Annotated in this window: 17 protein-coding genes; 7 read left to right on the forward strand and 10 right to left on the reverse strand. The window is 40.0% G+C overall.

Going from position 1 to position 16,775, the window contains the following annotated elements; translation table 11 throughout:
* Positions 1-91: 91 nt before the first annotated feature.
* On the reverse strand, positions 92-1,099 hold the full coding sequence (locus EV695_RS18005; protein WP_131907399.1) for a phytanoyl-CoA dioxygenase family protein: 1,008 nt from the start codon (positions 1,097-1,099) through the stop codon (positions 92-94).
* Between the two features lie 339 nt (positions 1,100-1,438).
* On the opposite strand from EV695_RS18005, the gene EV695_RS18010 reads away from it, so the two are divergent.
* The 7 genes from EV695_RS18010 (at position 1,439) to EV695_RS18040 (ending at position 9,329) form a co-directional block, all read left to right on the forward strand.
* Complete coding sequence (locus tag EV695_RS18010) at positions 1,439-2,452, forward strand: MotA/TolQ/ExbB proton channel family protein (protein WP_131907400.1); 1,014 nt, start codon at positions 1,439-1,441, stop codon at positions 2,450-2,452.
* Positions 2,453-2,516: 64 nt separating this feature from the next.
* Positions 2,517-3,131 carry a hypothetical protein gene (locus EV695_RS18015; protein ID WP_131907401.1) on the forward strand — a complete coding sequence of 205 codons (615 nt, stop codon included), beginning with the start codon at positions 2,517-2,519 and terminating at the stop codon, positions 3,129-3,131.
* Between the two features lie 21 nt (positions 3,132-3,152).
* Positions 3,153-3,782: a hypothetical protein gene (locus EV695_RS18020; protein WP_131907402.1), complete on the forward strand. Its 630-nt coding sequence runs from the start codon at positions 3,153-3,155 to the stop codon at positions 3,780-3,782.
* Position 3,783: 1 nt separating this feature from the next.
* A complete protein-coding gene (locus EV695_RS18025; protein ID WP_207907149.1) occupies positions 3,784-5,388 on the forward strand; it encodes a hypothetical protein in 1,605 nt (534 codons plus the stop codon).
* A gap of 113 nt (positions 5,389-5,501) precedes the next feature.
* Entirely contained in the window at positions 5,502-7,331 is a 1,830-nt protein-coding gene (locus tag EV695_RS18030) for a hypothetical protein (protein WP_131907404.1), read from the forward strand.
* A gap of 101 nt (positions 7,332-7,432) precedes the next feature.
* Positions 7,433-8,068, forward strand: coding sequence for a rhodanese-like domain-containing protein (locus EV695_RS18035; RefSeq protein WP_131907405.1), 636 nt, complete (start codon positions 7,433-7,435; stop codon positions 8,066-8,068).
* Between the two features lies 1 nt (position 8,069).
* Complete coding sequence (locus EV695_RS18040) at positions 8,070-9,329, forward strand: hypothetical protein (RefSeq protein WP_131907406.1); 1,260 nt, start codon at positions 8,070-8,072, stop codon at positions 9,327-9,329.
* Positions 9,330-9,339: 10 nt separating this feature from the next.
* On the opposite strand, the gene ccmI is transcribed toward EV695_RS18040, so the two are convergent.
* The 9 genes from ccmI to ccmA form a co-directional block, all read right to left on the reverse strand.
* Entirely contained in the window at positions 9,340-10,647 is a 1,308-nt protein-coding gene (ccmI, locus tag EV695_RS18045; RefSeq protein ID WP_131907407.1) for a c-type cytochrome biogenesis protein CcmI, read from the reverse strand.
* Between the two features lie 26 nt (positions 10,648-10,673).
* Complete coding sequence (locus EV695_RS18050; RefSeq protein WP_131907408.1) at positions 10,674-11,156, reverse strand: cytochrome c-type biogenesis protein; 483 nt, start codon at positions 11,154-11,156, stop codon at positions 10,674-10,676.
* Positions 11,153-11,704, reverse strand: a complete 552-nt coding sequence (locus tag EV695_RS18055; protein WP_131907409.1) for a DsbE family thiol:disulfide interchange protein — start codon at positions 11,702-11,704, stop codon at positions 11,153-11,155. Before EV695_RS18055 ends, EV695_RS18050 begins: the two co-directional genes overlap by 4 nt.
* On the reverse strand, positions 11,701-13,698 hold the full coding sequence (locus tag EV695_RS18060; protein WP_131907410.1) for a heme lyase CcmF/NrfE family subunit: 1,998 nt from the start codon (positions 13,696-13,698) through the stop codon (positions 11,701-11,703). Before EV695_RS18060 ends, EV695_RS18055 begins: the two co-directional genes overlap by 4 nt.
* Positions 13,698-14,150: a cytochrome c maturation protein CcmE gene (locus EV695_RS18065; protein WP_131907411.1), complete on the reverse strand. Its 453-nt coding sequence runs from the start codon at positions 14,148-14,150 to the stop codon at positions 13,698-13,700. The genes EV695_RS18060 and EV695_RS18065 overlap by 1 nt, the downstream gene beginning before the upstream one ends.
* A gap of 8 nt (positions 14,151-14,158) precedes the next feature.
* Entirely contained in the window at positions 14,159-14,338 is a 180-nt protein-coding gene (gene ccmD, locus EV695_RS18070) for a heme exporter protein CcmD (RefSeq protein WP_131907412.1), read from the reverse strand.
* A 52-nt stretch (positions 14,339-14,390) separates the two neighbouring features.
* The gene (gene ccsA, locus EV695_RS18075; RefSeq protein ID WP_131907413.1) at positions 14,391-15,134 is read right to left on the reverse strand and encodes a cytochrome c biogenesis protein CcsA; all 744 of its coding nucleotides are present in this window, start codon (positions 15,132-15,134) and stop codon (positions 14,391-14,393) included.
* A 275-nt stretch (positions 15,135-15,409) separates the two neighbouring features.
* Entirely contained in the window at positions 15,410-16,081 is a 672-nt protein-coding gene (ccmB, locus tag EV695_RS18080; RefSeq protein ID WP_131907414.1) for a heme exporter protein CcmB, read from the reverse strand.
* Positions 16,074-16,712 (reverse strand): cytochrome c biogenesis heme-transporting ATPase CcmA, encoded by a 639-nt coding sequence (gene ccmA, locus EV695_RS18085; protein WP_131907415.1) that lies wholly within the window; start codon positions 16,710-16,712, stop codon positions 16,074-16,076. The genes ccmB and ccmA overlap by 8 nt, the downstream gene beginning before the upstream one ends.
* Positions 16,713-16,775: the final 63 nt, after the last annotated feature.

Raw genomic sequence — 16,775 nt, forward strand, 5'->3', positions numbered from 1 at the left:
TGAATTGTCGCTCACGTTACTTCCTGAGGTTAAGAAACTTTAAAGCACGTAAGAATAGCAATAAATGGGGCGAAAACCGATAGTTTAAATGTTATTTTTCATCTGTTTCGATTATGTGCCAAGGAGACCTGTGACCGCGCGCTGCAGCGGCATCATCCATTTTTTTCCGATACAAACCCAAGAAGTAATATTGTATTTGATTCGCAAATTTACCACCGATACCGGGAAAAGGTATAAATGGGTTGGTTCGACTATCTCCCCAAAGTGCTAAACGCGTACTTTTTTCGCTGTTTCCACGGCGGTGAATACCAAACACATTGACGATAACCAGCGTGTTCTTTTTTACCGTAAATGGCTTCGGTTCGGGCAAGCCGAGCTCCTTTAAATCTTCTTCTAAATATCTCGTAGAACCCTTGGCGTGATAGCCATTCTTATCGTTACTGGCGACCAAACTCATTTGGTATTGCCACTTAATTCGTTTCCAGCTTAATTTATGAGACTCAGGAACAAACGTGAAAGGCCCTGTCTCAGGCGTCACATCATCAATGAACAACCAGCATTTCATAGAAGGATGAAAGGTATCGTTATGAAAGGTTTTCTGTGGGTCTTCATTTCCAGAACAGAACTGATTTTTTACCTCTTCCAGATAATAAAAAGGTTTTCTTAAATGCCCAGAGGCGAATTGAGTCAACCGATTGAGTTTCTGATTATCGACAACCTGCGCCAAAACCTGTCTATTTTCTAAAACGTCGGGAGACAATACTGCTCTGTGGGTTAAGGTATTACCCTGACGCGCCTCTCTGATTTCTCCATCGAATGATCTTGCAGCTTCTTCTAAACGTTGAAATTCTTCGTCACTTAAAAAGTCTTCTTTAACGATATAACCCTTTTCAAAATATGACTTTCTGTCTTCTGCAGAAATCATGGGAGACAACAACAGCATTCTGCCACGCATCACCACATGAGAGAGAATCAAGCGAAATACATGAAGACCTAAACGATTCAAAATGGGCGATCCGATTATTGGGTTTCCCTTAAAAGATTTGGCTGTGGTGAATATTTCGAAAAACCAAATTGGTATGTTTAATGCATTTTTCATGTAAACCTTAGAACCTATAACAGCAGATACAACTACCCATGACCTCTTGTAGTTGAAAGTCTCATTTTAAGGACAAGCAGTCAAATTAACCACTCTTTAAATACACCCCCCTACTTACAGGCGTTTTTTTTAATGAAGGTGTTTCCAAAAAAACTGCCTGTAAGTAGGGGGGTGCCTAAATCACCAGAAGGAACTGTAATTTCATCTAAAAACACTCACAGTTTTAATCATTAAACCTTGATAGTTTATTTATCTTAAGATAATAGAACTCTTCTTCTGTGTTCCTGTCTAACACTGTGATAAATTGTCGTTTAATCATATAAAATTGGAGCACCACGCGTGACCGTAGAAAATTCAAATAACACGCTAAATCAATACCCTGTAGAACAACCTTTTAAATCACCACTGACACTCACCGCTATTCTGGTATTGATACCAGCGCTAGCGTTGTACTGGTTTTTGGGCGATACACAAAGTATGCCGCGTGCATTTAAAATATTCTTTGGCAATTGGATATCTCCGATTATTTTGTGGTTCTTTTGCGCCAGCTTTCTACATCTCTGGCTCAAGAAAGCAAAACTAAAAAAAGAAAACGACCAAAGCGTGCTACTTGCAAACACATTCATCTCTAGTATCAACGAAGATCAAACTATCATTGATAATGATGCACACAGCCTGCATTTGAAAACACTGAAAATCAGTGAGCAAAACAATATCCCAGCCAACAACTTAATGAATACACGTTTATCGTTATTCCTTAATCACAACGACGAGAGTGTTGACGACACTTTTGCCATTAAAGAACGGGAGTATATGAAGGGATCTTTCTCTCTCTCTCGCTTTATGGTGTGGGCAATTCCGATCATGGGTTTCATCGGCACAGTCTGGGGAATCAGTAACGGTATTTCACACTTCTCAGATGCCATGACCAGCACCAATTCTGTGACAGATGTATCAGCAATGCTGAAAGAGAACTTGCCATTGGTAACCAGCTCTTTAGCGACAGCCTTTGATACGACGTTACTGGCACTACTCTTGAGCATTCCATTAATGATGTTGATGCTAACGCTGGAAAAAACGGAAGAAGCGTACCTCATTGAACTTGATGAACGCTGGTATCACGACATTAAACCCTTGCTAGCAGATGTTAATGGCAACACTGCTGCAAGCACGGGAACTACAACTACCGTAAGTTCTACTGCACAAGCTAGCAACGACAGCAACAATAAAGTTGCCGGAGAAATCAAACTACTGAGTACACAAATTAAAGCGCTGCAGGAAACCATGGAAGACTTATACGAAACCATCTTTACCTCTAAAATTTCAGCCAGTCAAAAAGATGAAACCAAGTAACTACTTAGCAGCCATGTATAGCATGAAAAATTTAAGAAACTCTAATGAGATGCTGTAAATAACAATGGCAATGTCTCGCGCTACACGTCTTGCACGCTACCCTAAAGAAGAAAAACTGGAAGTTAGTTTATTTCCGTTTTTGAGCATATTCCTGTGCGTGATGGGGGTTCTATCATTTATCAATGTACTCAATAGCTTTAGTGCGCCACAAAAAATCGAACTTACCGCACAATTAGAACAAGGCTATAAAGTTGCCTATCAAATATTTAGCTTACCCGATGGCATCATTAGCGTCCCGCCGGTTAAGTATCTCGACAAATTAAGAGATGCAGTAGAAGGGATTGATCAAGTCGCGATAACCGATATTTTACAGCGCAGGCAAAATGCTATGTTCCGTTTGGAAAACCACAATGGACCGGTGATGAGATTAGCAACCGAACCTGATGTAGACGATATTCTGCAAGCGATGCAAGATATAAGAACGCTGAACGAGATCGCTTTAAAAGCAAATTATCTCTACGAAGAATTTTTATTATTTGGCATCTACCCTAATGGTAGCCAAGCCTATCAAAAAATTCGCGATGTAATGAGCTTCACCCAGGATGCGGCATCAATCAGTATTGGTTTGGAACCTCTGGATGCGAACTGGACTCTTAACCTTAACAAGAACACTAACTAACCTTATAAAAGTCTTTGAAACATGCGAAACCTGATCAGCCTAGATTCACTTACAGATATCGTATCCAATTCGGTGGGTATTCTGATTATATTCGCGGTGATCAACCTCATTCACGACAACAACAAAACCTTTCAATTAGAGATTCCTTTAGAGCACAACACTCAGCTTAGTCCAGTATTCTTTATCGCCAAAGACGACCGTATTCTCGCTTTAGATACTGATACCATTTTTTCCAATGCAACCTTACAAGCCACCAGCGGAGCTGCGGGTAGCAAACGACTATTCTCATTGGATTTTCATGGATTATTAGGGAAAATAGACGACGAAAATGGCATCTCGTTTTACGCCAGAGACACACAAGACTGGCCCAGATTTAATCAATTACAAAAACGTAGCTCAGAACTCAGAGAGACGATGAATAACATCGACGGACAAAAACAGTTTGCCTATTTCTTTGTTTACGACAGCAGTGAAGACGGCAATATATCAGGGAGTGGCTTCGAAGCTTTTAGAGAAGCAAGAGAGTTCCTCAAAGGTAAAAGTGTGAAATCAGGCTGGCAACCTGTCAACAGCGAAGCACCTGCGAATATTTGTGACAAACGTTATAGAGGTGGTTGCCAATACCTACCCTCTTACCTGGGAGATGGCTAAGATGAAACAGCGTCATTTTTCACAATTAAAAAAGAGCTGGGGATTAGCCGAAGATACTTCTTTAGAAGACCTGCTGAGCTACGCACAAAATAAATTAAAAAATGATCCGGAAAACCCAGAGCTGTTATTTAACATAGCAGAGCTGATGCGTCACACAGAGCATACCGAAGAAGCAAAAACGTATTATCAAGAAAGCATAAAAAGTACCGATAAACGTACATCACAGCGTGGTGAAGCACTAGAAAGCCGCATCGAAAAAAAGCGCGATCACACCAGAGCGAAATTCATTTTTCTGACATTTGCTCCACTTTTCGCCCTTATCATTGGTGGCACATTATTCTGGAAGCAGCTTAACAAACCAGAAGTATTACCTGCTGACAGCAATCCGGAAAAGTTTGCGTTCACAGAATGGCTAGCCAAACAGCAAATGGTTGAAATTATGACTACGTTGCAACAGGAAAACCCTGAATTAACCTTTGATTTCAACCGCTCCGCTGGGTCGCAAACGCCAATGGAATTCATGCAGTCTTTGATGCAACCAGATGCATTAGAGAAATTACGTCGAGATCGAGAAAGAGCCGCAAACCAACAAAACAATACTGGTCCTGGACGACCCGCTTTTCAATGCAGCAAAGAACCTGCGGTGAGTTGTGCAGCTAAAGATATTCCTAGTGCACCTGGAGAAAGGCGCGAAGAAGTCGTTCAATTAATGGAAGCCTATAATACCATTCTCGATTCAGAGCTGGATTGCGAAAAAATTGAAAAATCCATCGACACCATTGGTCAACAACTCCAGTGGAGAAAATCGGAAAGACGTATTAAAGCGAATCTTGAAGATTTAGCGGTAGAATGTTTCTACAAACAAAAGAACGTAGAAAAAACCATCGAACATTCGCGCAAATTACAATGTACGGGTGATGAAGGTTATATCAACAGCGTCTATTGGTTTTTAACCGCAATTACTCATCATGCTGGTGATAAAGCGAGCTCCTTATCCTCTTATCAATGCTTTCAGGAAGCAACTGATTACGTAGGAAAACAGGATTTCAGCGCTGCTTATGTGGCATCGAGACACCGTGAATCTGGTGCATTAGCGTGGTTATATTTTGATGACCTTGAAACGGCAACGGCGGAGTTAGAAAGAGGCCGCACTATTCTAAAGAACGCGCCCAAACAAACGGCAGCTACCCGTGAAGTAATAGCCGAGATTGATCTGGATTTACTTGAAACCTATGTCACCGCTAATATTGACCTCGACTCCTTTAATGACTTAATGGAAGAAATCAATTCCAGCGGCTTATTGACGGATGGTTACAAACAAATCAAAGATACGCTGGCATCTATTTATTACATGCAAAACAAGGACAATGAAAACGCCATCATCGCCCTAAACAACCTATCGAGTCGATTCAAGCTGATGCCTGAATTTATCTGTGGCTGGGATTGGAGCGGTTTTAGAAGAGGCCTTGAGGATTCGATTGCTGATAATGATATTCGTGATCGCGCCAGAAATTTGGTGGATGCCGCAAATTGTTATGTAAAACAAAGCATGCCTGAACGCATTCAGGTGATTAACGATGTGTCCGGTTGGTTAAAAAGACAATGATTTTAGTCAGACGAAACATTCAAAATAAGTATAATCTTATAAAAAAAAGCCGTATAAGTGGGGGGGTGACTTTAAATAGTTACATTTCGACCTATCAGCAGGAGCGAATATAAATGCTCAATAGAATTCTATTAACGTTAATAAAAGCGCAGTCTGACACTCCATTACAGGCAATGAGTACAGATGCTTTTGAAAACCCGGCAACGTATAAAGGATGGATTTACCCATTCCGCTACCTGCTGGCATTACGTTATCTAAAAATAAAACAACAGGTGTTAAAAAGCTTTCGCTCACAAAAGATTTATCCGATTCACAATAACGAATTCAAAATAGCCCTACTAGATCATTTATCTGGCAAGATCAAAAAAACAGCAACTGATAGTTCATCAAAAAACCCACTATCAGCAATAGGTTTTAAATCAAAAGTCATTTACCCATTAGCGTTGATTGGTTTAGTAATCGGCGCGATTGGACTAAATCAATGGCACCAACATAGAAAAATAGAAAGCATATTTGCCAATCACCTGCCCTACTTTTCAGATTTGCTACATAGAAAACTGATACTGAAACACAATGATCAGAATAAGGCATTGGCCGAAGTTGAAGCATCTATAAAACAAACTGAAGAAAAAATACTTAATGATCTCCCTGAAAGAGATGGCATTAGAGCAATAGTTGAAAAACAATTAACCAGACTTAAAGACCCGGCAAGTACTAGCGAGGAAGTCATGCTCGGTTTTAAAGACGTAAACACAGTTTTTGATAAACATAACTTACCTTTTTATTTATCCCCTAAATCGTTCTCCATGCCCTGTTCGTCACTGATTGATGCACCTGTAGAACAGATGATGATGCTTAAGGAGCTCGAATCATTAATGAGCAATAACAACCCCGAGTTGTGTCGTACCACGATGATGACGGCATATAAGGTTGATGATAGAAAGCAGCTTTTTTATGATACTGATAACGACACTGTCGAACTCCCTTTATTCCGTGTTAGACGAATTGATAAAGTACCCGCTGTAGATAGCGCACTCGGACTAACCTTTAAAGATCGTGGTATCGGTTCTATCATTTTATTAGAACGTATCGCGAATTTTGCCAAAGAATCTGTTTTACCTGCGCTAACCTTTCAGGGAAGAAATTATATCATTCCATACTGGATGCAAGGCTACTACGAGATAGAAGAAGCGGTAACCAAAGCATATAAAAAAGATCTTGCGGAAATTTATCCTGACGTAAAAGATCAGAGAAAAATCAAGACAGCGGTTAAAAGTCTGATCAATGATAAATTTCGAATGTCCAATGCAAAGATGCAACAAACACTGCAAAGAGAAAACAGCAATAGCGAAAAAAGTATCTTTGGCAATGGCTTTGACGCCATCAGTGTCATGCTTGGAAAAAGTGCTGGAACAGAAAAAAACAAGAAGTCGAAAACCACTAATGAAGAATTTGAGCCTGAGATTCTCGATAAATTAGATGAGGTACTTTTACCGAGCATCGAATACCACGAAGCCTATCACCAGATTGATAAAAAAACCTGGGCTGCTCCTACCTGGTTGAGGGATACGTTTAAAGATAAACTCAATGAAAATGCCATAGATCATACCCTTGAAGAACTTGGCGCGTATTTAGCTCAGCTAGCCAACACTGATCAGGGACAACAAATCTGGTTAAGCAAATTATTAATATTCTCGCTCAACCCGATGACTAAGGGACAGGCAGAGTATTATGCATCAAGTTTAATCTTCACCACTATAGAGTCCTTGTACCTTGGAGATGAAGTAAAACCTAACTACATTGCAACAGTTGACGAAAAAACAGCAATTTTCAAAGTACTCTCGTCTAAAAGTAACAGTGAAATAAAAGCATTAGCCAAAGCCGCTTATGAAGAGTTATTTAAAAGGCCTGTTCCTTCACTGAGAAAACAAGCGTTTAAATAACCATTTAGTATTAGCTATAAATTAACTCACATGATTTTGTATGGTAAGTTAGCCGCAGTTAAATTTTCTGTTATTCCTGATTACAATCACCCAGCAAAATTATGAAGTATTTAATTACCTTCCTCATTATTCAATTACTTTCATTTAGTAATGCTTCGGCGGATGACATTGATACAATCAACCTTACTCCAGAAATAGCTTTCTTTGACGTTAATCATAATGGAAACATTATCAAAATAAAGCGTAGTCCGATTCACAGTGAAAACATCAAGACAAAGCCTTGCCCTCCTTTTTGTATAAACCCGATGAGACTTGCGCCTAATGTTGAAACATTCGCCGAACTAGAACTCCTCTCTTTTTTAAATAATGAGGTAAAAAACGAGTCAGGTTTTTTAGTTGATTCCAGAATGATGGAAAATTTTGAAAAAGAAACAATTCCTGGCTCTATCAACATTCCATTTATTTTATTTAATGGCAGTAAATCTAATGAAGTATTAACATTACTGGGAGTTACAGAAGAGAACTCCACTAAAGATTTTTCTCAGGCAAAAGCCATGTGCTTCTTTTGTGATGATGCTTTATGTGATGAATCCAATAGAGCGATTTCAGCCTTATTAGACCTCGGTTATCCCGCAAATAAACTTAAATATTATCGAGGGGGTATTGAGGCATGGAAAGCACTTAACTTGACGACAATAACTCCTGAAAGTAAAACCACCACTACCCAAGCTAACTAGAATGACTGAAAGCCGCTATAAAATTGAATATGTTCAACCTGAACCTGTTAAAAAGAAAAACTTCAGGTTTCTGGGGGTTTTGGGATATCTGTGGGTAGCTTTATTGGCCTCTGTTTTTACCTATGGTTTTGTGTACAAACATATCTCCACCAGTGATGTTATTGCTTATTTTCAAAACTTCAAATCAGAGGTTGTGAATACTAATATCGTCAGTTTGACAGAGCAGACTAGTCCAAATGAAATCAATATCACTGCTTCTGAAAACGCCCCTGCGTCAGAACTTGAATCTGCAAATAGCGCTACAAATAACTCAACAACTGTCAGTAACGATTTAAATACCGAAGATACAAAGAGCTCTCAAAAACTAGTCAGTGAAATTATTGAAGAAATTCAGGATACGGCAGACAATACAGATAACGAACTACCTGAAGATGTTGTATTTGAATCTGAAACAGTTGAACCAATAAGCAGCCAGACCCAGCGTCAAAGCACTGAGTCAATAATCAATGAACTCAGTAAAGTGCAAAATAACCAGGAAACACTCAGCGAAACTGCAAATAACCCAGAGTCATCGGATTCCGTTAATAACGCTATCGCTGCTATTGAAAACGAAATAAAAAACACAGAAACAGCCACTCAAGAAGTGATTTCAACGCCTCAAGTTATTACAAAAGAAGTCGTAGCTCTAAAAATAGACAGCAAAACGACCAGAGAAGAAAGCAGTGAAATTCAACAGTCAACTAAGGAAAATGAGACTGAAAACAGCACTATTGCAAAATCACAAGAAGTCCAGATAGATGCCATTACCGCGGCTATAAAAGAACAGAAAAAAGAGCAAGAAGTAAAAAAAGCAAAAATAGAAGAAACAATTGCCGACGTAATTATTGAAAAGAAGAGCGTCAAAGACTCCTTATCAGCTTTAGTCAAAAGTACTACTACACCCAATAAGACTGACCAGGCTTATTTAAATGCAGCAAACAACTATGAGCAAAATAAAATAGCCAGCAAAGACTTTCTGCAAAGCGTTAAAGCTCAAGATAGCAAACCAGCTAATGAAGAAGAAACAAATAGCAACAAAGAACCTGAAAAAGCTAATACTTCAGCCGTAGATGCCATTATTGCTGCCATGAACGCAGATAAAGCAGCAAAAGAAAAACCTGTTCTCAGCTCTCAGGAAAAAACACAATCTGAAGTTAATGAATTACTCAAGAACAACGAAAAGATACAGAGCGCAAGCCAGCTAAATCTTCAGGCTAATTAAACCATTACGTTTATTTAACCAAGACCTCGTTAATCTCAATAGAAATATTTTCTCCATTCTTGATAGAGCGCTTCTCGGCATATAAATCGCCATTTTGAGAAATAGGCTGGCCTGTTTTTGACACTCTGGCACCAACGATTACTTTATCAAACGAAGACATTTTCAAACTAGGCATCATCGCCATTTCATCATTCAAAACAACCTCTAAAGGTAAGTCCTTAACTTGTTTACGCACAGCAGCTAAAGGCATAGGCGGACCACTCATGGCTTTAGCGTAAATAAACACCAAATCATCAGGAGCTGCCTTAGACTTGAGATCTTCAGAGAGCGAAACCATCACCTTTATTTCTGCCTCAGGCTTAACAGTATCAGATTTCGCTGTCTCATCTATTGCCTCATTTGCTGCTTCAGTTGCAGAAGGAGTTACAGGTTGTGCTTGAGTATTTTGCATTTCTGCGGGTAACTTACTGCGCGCTTCTGAAATTAATCCTTCAAGTTGTGAAACCTGCTGTGGAACATTCTGAATTAAAGGCAATACTCTATTCCAAATAGAGATCGCACCTTGATAATCACCGCTTTGTCGAGCAGCCATACCTGAAAGCCATAAAGCCGTAACATTTTCTGGTTCTAATTTAAGCGCTTCATTGATCAATGCACCTGGTCTTCCCAGTAAACTACCTTGTTGCGCCATAGATAAGGAATCAGCAAGCGACAACATGACATTAGCAGAGTCCGGAATCAGCTTGTTGGCTCGTTCAAAAGACTTTGCTGCTTCAGGGTATTTCTCAAGAACCATATAGGAGCGACCTAACATATACCAGCCTTCGGCATTATCTGGATTGTTATCCATCTTCTGCTGAAGACCCGCTACCATCGCTTCGATATCAGGAGTTCCGTCTGGCTTTTTAGGAACAGCTTTGTTTCTTTCAATTTTAGCCGCCTCTATCGCATCCACATTTTTGGTAAAAACCATATTTCCAGTCTTGTAGTAGATAGGAAAGGAGATCACTGGGATTAACAATAGAATAAGCGCCATACCGAATTTGGATGATGCTTTTTGATTGTTGTTAGTTTTTATAACGCCGCTTACATTTAAGTCCGAATAGAGAGATTGCTCTAACTCGTCTCTTGATGACTGATAGCTTTCTTCATCTATCTCACTATTTTCAAAACGGGTTTCTAAATCAGCTAATTGCTCTTGAGCAATTAAAATATTTTGTTGACTACTTTCGTCCTGATCAATATTGCGCTTACGCAATGCAGGAAAAATAAAAGCGATAGCGATTAACACTAAAATCGCACAGATTATCCAGAACATTAAACTTTATTACCTTGGTTGTGTGGTTAGTTTGACTTAGTTTTAAGTCGCTTAGAATCCAATGCTGCACGAACTGATTCACGCTGTGCTTCAGTTAATGGTTCAGATTTCTCATGACCTTGTTTACGTATGAGTTTTAATAATAGAAACAAACTTAGAATTAAAAACACTGGCGGACCTATCCAAAGTAATAATGTTTTACTTTTAAAAGGAGGTTTGTATAAAACAAAATCACCATAACGAGCTGTCATATAATTAACCACATCTTCGCGGGTTTTACCTTGTTTGATCATCTCATAGGTTTTATCTCTCATATCCTTAGCAAGTTCCGCATTTGATTCTGCTAGATTCTGATTCTGACATTTAACACAACGTAACTCCGCAATAAGGTTTAGATAGAGTTGCTCTTGAGCTTTATTTTCAAATTGATGAAATTCAATCTGAACAGCAAATGCTGAGAAACCTATAAACAAAAAAGAAAAAGCTAATGAATTGAAAAAGTGCCTCATCCTGCTTCCTTCCTTAATTTATCAATTAATGGAATTATTATGTCGTCCACAGCTTCTGGATAAATTGGACCGGTAAATTTATAACGAACAATTCCTTTTTTATCCATAACGAATGTCTCTGGAACCCCTACAACCCCCCAATCAATGCCTGCCTTGCCTTCGGCATCAACGGCAACCGCGGTATACGGATTACCCAGCGTAGCAAGCCACTTCACAGCTTCATCACCGTAATCTTCAGTCCCGTAATCCTTATAGTTCATGCCTATGGTTGGGACTTTTTCTTTCGCGATCAAGCTTGTCAAAACCTTATGCTCTGCCCTGCATGGAGCACACCATGATGCCCAGATATTCAATATCCAAACTTCTCCTTCCATATCTTTTGCTGATACAGTTTCATCAGGCTTGTAAAGTTTAGGTAATTTAAAATCAGGCGCTGGCTGCCCTATAAATGGTGAAGGAATTAACTTAGGGTCATTATTTAAACCAAAAAGCAATAAACCCACTAATGCAAAAAACGCAATCAGTGGAATGAAAAACTTCTTATTCATGCAGTAACACCTGTCGTTTTAGAAGATGCTGTCGATAACGCAGAACCTTCCATATCAGCATCATATTCGTCGACTATTTTTACTTTTCTTACACGGCGGTAACGCTTATCGAAAGCCGCTAACAATCCACCAATACCCATCAAAACGCCCCCCATCCAAATCCATCTAACAAAGGGTTTATGATATATACGGAAGCTCCATGCGTTGTTACCTAAAGGTTCTCCCAATGCGACAAATAAATCGCGCGTAAACCCTGCATCGATTCCTGCTTCTGTCATTGGCATTTGATCTCGCCCGTAGTCTCGTTTCTCCGGGTTAACATGAGTAACGAGCTTGCCGTCTTTCATCACATCCATACTCGCTCTATTAGCGCGGTAATTATCTACCTGAACCGATTCGACACCATTAAATATAAATTGGTAACCAGCGAGCTCATAACTTTGTCCTACTTCAAGACGCACATCTTTTTCAGTATCATAAATTGACACTAGCGTAACGCCAATAACAGTCATCGCCATACCAATGTGCGCAATCACTGAACCCCAGCTAGATAAAGGTAGTTTAAATGGCGAACGCCCTAAACCAATGACCCACATAATCGCCGCTAGAGAAATCCAACTTCCTACAAACAAACCAAGCGAAGTTTTGAAATTAAAGTCAGACACCGTAACCAATGGCAAAACAAAAGCTGCCACTAGGCTTATAAGCAAAGGAACCATTACTTTTTTAAGAATGCGAACAGGGTCATCTTTCTTCCAGCGAAGGTAAAAACCCGTACCCATTACAAGGAACAATATAATAGAGAGTGGGACCATGACGCTGTTAAAGTATGGGGGTCCTACAGAGATTTTCCCTGATCCTAAAGCATCAATAATTAACGGATATAATGTTCCTAGTAGCACGGTTGCAGTCATTACAACAAGGATCACATTGTTAACCAACAACCCCGCTTCACGCGAGATAACAGAGAAGGTTCCCATTGATTTCAGTTTGTGCGCGCGGAATGCGAAAAGTAGTAAAGAAGATCCAATAACCACCAACAAGAAAATCAATATAAACAAGCCACGCTCTGGGTCACTTGCGAACGAATGAACAGATGTGAGGACTCCTGAACGGACCAGGAAAGTACCTAATAAACTTAATGAAAAGCCCATGATACAAAGTAGAACTGTCCACGCTTTGAAACTTGCTCTTTTCTCAGTTACAGCCAATGAGTGAATCAAGGCTGTCGCAATAATCCATGGCATTAAAGAAGCGTTTTCTACCGGATCCCAAAACCACCAGCCGCCCCAGCCGAGTTCGTAATACGCCCACCAACTACCTAATGTGATACCAAAAGTTAAAAACATCCATGCGATGTTTGTCCATGGTCTTGCCCAGCGAGCCCATGCTGCATCCAGTTTCCCACCAATCATTGCCGCCATAGCAAAGGAAAATGCTACGGAAAGCCCAACATAACCCATGTAAAGCATAGGCGGATGAATCGCCAATCCAATATCCTGAAGTAATGGATTTAGCTGTCGTCCTTCTGCCGGAATTTGTAATAAACGTTCGAAAGGGTTTGAAGTAATGATCACAAATAGCATGAAACCTACGCCTATTAAGCCCATTACACTTAACACACGAGACAGCATGATCGCAGGGATGCCTTTACTAAAGTAAGCAACTGCTGCGCCCCAAGCAGAAAGCACTAATGCCCAAAGTAATAACGAACCTTCGTGTGCTCCCCATAACGCCGATACCCTGAATATCGTCGGCATTTGCGAATTTGAATTGGTAGCAACGTACTTTACTGAAAAATCATTCGTCAAAAAGGCATAAAGCAGACAGAAGAATGATATCAACATAAAAAACAATTGAGCGAATGCCGCTGGTTTTGCTAACGCCACCCATTGTGACTTGCCTGTTAAAGACCCCCACATGGGGAATATGCCTTGAACTACAGCAACAGACAGCGCCAATATAAGTGCAAAGTGTCCAATTTCAGGAATCATTACTTGGTTCCTTCTGATGCATTAACGGTATGCTCTTTTTCTAAGGTATCTTTAAGTTCCTGAGGCATATATTCAGAGTCATGTTTGGCGAGTACTTCATCCGCATAGAACAAACCATCTTCACCCATCTTGCCCCTGGATACCTGGCTTTTACCTTCTTTAAACAAGTCAGGGAGTATTTTGTTGGTTACAACGGTAATCTCATGATCACGGTTATCCCTTACGATAAAGCGTGCTTCTAACTTAGAGTCACTTCTTTCTAAACTACCTTCTTTTACCAAGCCTCCCAAACGAAAAACCTGACCGGTTGGTACAACGCCATTTAATACTTCTTCCGGGCTATGCAGGTAAGCCAGATTACCTTTCATAGCTTTACTGATTAATGCAGAAGCGGCACCAACACTGATCAAAGCCAGCAGTACAAATGCAAGTCGTTTATGTCTTGGTTTCATATCAATCTCTAATTCTTTTGGTTATTTGTTCGTCTTTCTTCTAGACGTTTAGTTCGTTTTATTTGGGCAATTACTGCACGTCTTCTGTACATTAGTGTCATTGGTTCTAGCACCATCAAAAGTGCCGCAACACCCATGGCGCTCCAGATGTAAGCACCAAATCCACCCATGTGAAAAAACTCATTCATTTACAACTCCTCGCAGCGCTTTGATCTAACAGCTTCCTAAAGCAGTACATTTTTAACCGTTAAATTCTTTAAGCTTTGACACCCAAGACGTTTTTCGTTCCCGCTCAAGTATAATTATTCTTACTCTCATCAAAATAGTCGCGAAACTATACATCCAAAAACCAAACGTCGTTACGAACATCGCGATCAAAATATTCGACTCAACTCGCTCCAATGAAGATTCTTGATGCAGTGATGCGCACTCATTAGGGTCTGGACAATTCACCGCATAATAAATAATAGGAACCAATGCTAAACCAACCAAAGCCAGAAGAGCAGATGCCTTATCTGATCGGCGAACATCATCAATAGCAGACTGTAATGCGATATAGCCGATGTAAACAAATAACAGTATCAAAAAGCTGGTTAATTTAGGATCCCAATCCCACCATGTCCCCCAACTTGTTTTGCCCCAGATGGCGCCGGTAGCTAATGCGATAACGGTCATAACTGTCCCAGTTATTGCAGTAGCGGAGGCCATCATAAAAGATAAACGCGTATTGAAGACTAAACCAATCATCGCCCACGCCACCATAACCGCATACAGCCACATAGCCATCCACGCAGAGGCAACGTGCACATAAATAATCCGGTAATATTGTTTCTGGTCGCTCAGCACATCTGCTGTTTTAAAAAAGCCCCAGTACAAGCCAAGCGTTATAAAAAGGATTGCCGCAATCCAGAATATAGGAATTAACTTACCCGCCAGAGGGTAAAAATTCATAGGTGCAGAATATTTAAACCAGTTTATTTTCATATTAAATCGTAACTTCTACCTTGATACATTTCATGTAGTTACACACAAATTTATTAAACACCCATATACTCATTACATCATAGCTGTAGTTGGCTATATACACCCCCCACCTTTTAGCCTGTTTTTGACTAGGGTCAATGAAACTAACAAGCAGTTGGATTTGATAATCTACTTAGCAATCTAGCAGTACTATCTTTTCCAGTACTATCTTTTCCAGTACTATCTTTTCCAGTACTATCTCTAGCAATAGTATCCTGTGCAATAATATGACTAGATCACTCTATTGATATCTTTATTGCTGCTGCTGTAGCCCATGGCGAGAAAATAATCGCCAGTAACATAAAAGCAGATAGTAATAAAACATAGGGTTGGATACTTAAACCTTCAACCATACTAGTTGAAATAGCACCAGCACCATATACCAATACAGGTATATATAAAGGCAATACCAGTAACGAGACCAACACACCGCCACCGCGCAAACCTAACGTAAGCGCAGCTGCAATTGCTCCCAGCATGCTTAATACTGGTGTACCTAATAATAAAACAAGCATCATCACTTTTATGGATTCAAAGGGCAAATGGTAAAACAAGCCTACTAACGGTGAAATAAGTACCAGAGGAAGACCAGTCAAAAGCCAATGAGCAATAATTTTTGCCAATACAACAATCGGCAATGAAACCGGGGCTAGAGTCATTTGCTCTAATGTCCCATCTTCGTAATCATCAGAAAACAATCTATCAAGCGCTAATGTCGATGCTAAAAGAGCAGCAACCCACACCACGCCTGGCGCAATCTGCTTTAACAGCTGATCTTCGGTACTGATTCCTAATGGGAATAAACTTATCACTACTATGAAAAAAAACAGCACAGTGAAAATTTCGCTGCGACGACGCATTGCCAACAGTAAATCACGCTTTAAGATGAGCAAGAAAGCGCTAAACATAGTCAGCTCTGCTCCTATTCAAAGACACTCTCACTAGCTCACCTGAAGTCAGTGGCACTTCCTGATGCGTAGTTAATATTACCACCCCCCCACTTTCAACGTGTTTTCCTATAATACTTTGTAACTGTTCAACCGCCGCAGTGTCTAATGCGACAAAAGGCTCATCTAAAATCCATAATTTTGCATTACTCAGCAAAAGCTTTGCTAGCGCTACTCTGCGCTTTTGCCCCTGAGAAAGCGTTCTTACAGGAAAATCTTCAAAGGCGAACAAGCCAATAGTATCAAGCGCTTCTATTAACTGATCTTTAGACGCACTAATCCCAGCCATTCGACAGTTGAGTTTCAAATTTTCATAAGCAGTTAAATCTGCTTTAATGCCATTCTGATGACCTAGATAAAGCAAGTCCTTACGATACGCCTCATCTTGCTTTTTAATAGCAATACCATCCCACAATATCTCGCCTTCATCTGCCAGATACAAACCGCAAAGCGTTCTTAACAAGGTGGTTTTACCACTACCATTAGCACCCTCTAAGTACATCAATTGCTTAGCTTTTAAAGTAAACGACAGGTTGCAGAACAACTCTCGATCACCTCGGGTGCAGGTTAATTTTTTAACTTCAAGCGTCATAGCGGGGGAGTTTAGTGAAATTAGGAGTCGTGGTCGAGTTGCTTTGTGTTGATCTTGTCAGAA

This window comes from Cocleimonas flava (genome assembly GCF_004339015.1).
GTDB lineage: Bacteria > Pseudomonadota > Gammaproteobacteria > Thiotrichales > Thiotrichaceae > Cocleimonas > Cocleimonas flava.

Bases quoted from the DNA above. Each gene is read 5' to 3' on its own strand.
- ccmB (WP_131907414.1), bottom strand. From the start codon at position 16,081: ATGTTTAGCGCTTTCTTGCTCATCTTAAAGCGTGATTTACTGTTGGCA.
- EV695_RS18050 (WP_131907408.1), bottom strand. From the start codon at position 11,156: ATGAGGCACTTTTTCAATTCATTAGCTTTTTCTTTTTTGTTTATAGGT.
- EV695_RS18015 (WP_131907401.1), top strand. From the start codon at position 2,517: ATGGCAATGTCTCGCGCTACACGTCTTGCACGCTACCCTAAAGAAGAA.
- ccmI (WP_131907407.1), bottom strand. From the start codon at position 10,647: ATGTTCTGGATAATCTGTGCGATTTTAGTGTTAATCGCTATCGCTTTT.
- EV695_RS18060 (WP_131907410.1), bottom strand. From the start codon at position 13,698: ATGATTCCTGAAATTGGACACTTTGCACTTATATTGGCGCTGTCTGTT.
- EV695_RS18040 (WP_131907406.1), top strand. From the start codon at position 8,070: ATGACTGAAAGCCGCTATAAAATTGAATATGTTCAACCTGAACCTGTT.
- EV695_RS18020 (WP_131907402.1), top strand. From the start codon at position 3,153: ATGCGAAACCTGATCAGCCTAGATTCACTTACAGATATCGTATCCAAT.
- EV695_RS18030 (WP_131907404.1), top strand. From the start codon at position 5,502: ATGCTCAATAGAATTCTATTAACGTTAATAAAAGCGCAGTCTGACACT.
- EV695_RS18005 (WP_131907399.1), bottom strand. From the start codon at position 1,099: ATGAAAAATGCATTAAACATACCAATTTGGTTTTTCGAAATATTCACC.
- ccmA (WP_131907415.1), bottom strand. From the start codon at position 16,712: ATGACGCTTGAAGTTAAAAAATTAACCTGCACCCGAGGTGATCGAGAG.
- EV695_RS18025 (WP_207907149.1), top strand. From the start codon at position 3,784: ATGAAACAGCGTCATTTTTCACAATTAAAAAAGAGCTGGGGATTAGCC.
- EV695_RS18035 (WP_131907405.1), top strand. From the start codon at position 7,433: ATGAAGTATTTAATTACCTTCCTCATTATTCAATTACTTTCATTTAGT.
- ccmD (WP_131907412.1), bottom strand. From the start codon at position 14,338: ATGAATGAGTTTTTTCACATGGGTGGATTTGGTGCTTACATCTGGAGC.
- ccsA (WP_131907413.1), bottom strand. From the start codon at position 15,134: ATGAAAATAAACTGGTTTAAATATTCTGCACCTATGAATTTTTACCCT.
- EV695_RS18065 (WP_131907411.1), bottom strand. From the start codon at position 14,150: ATGAAACCAAGACATAAACGACTTGCATTTGTACTGCTGGCTTTGATC.
- EV695_RS18055 (WP_131907409.1), bottom strand. From the start codon at position 11,704: ATGAATAAGAAGTTTTTCATTCCACTGATTGCGTTTTTTGCATTAGTG.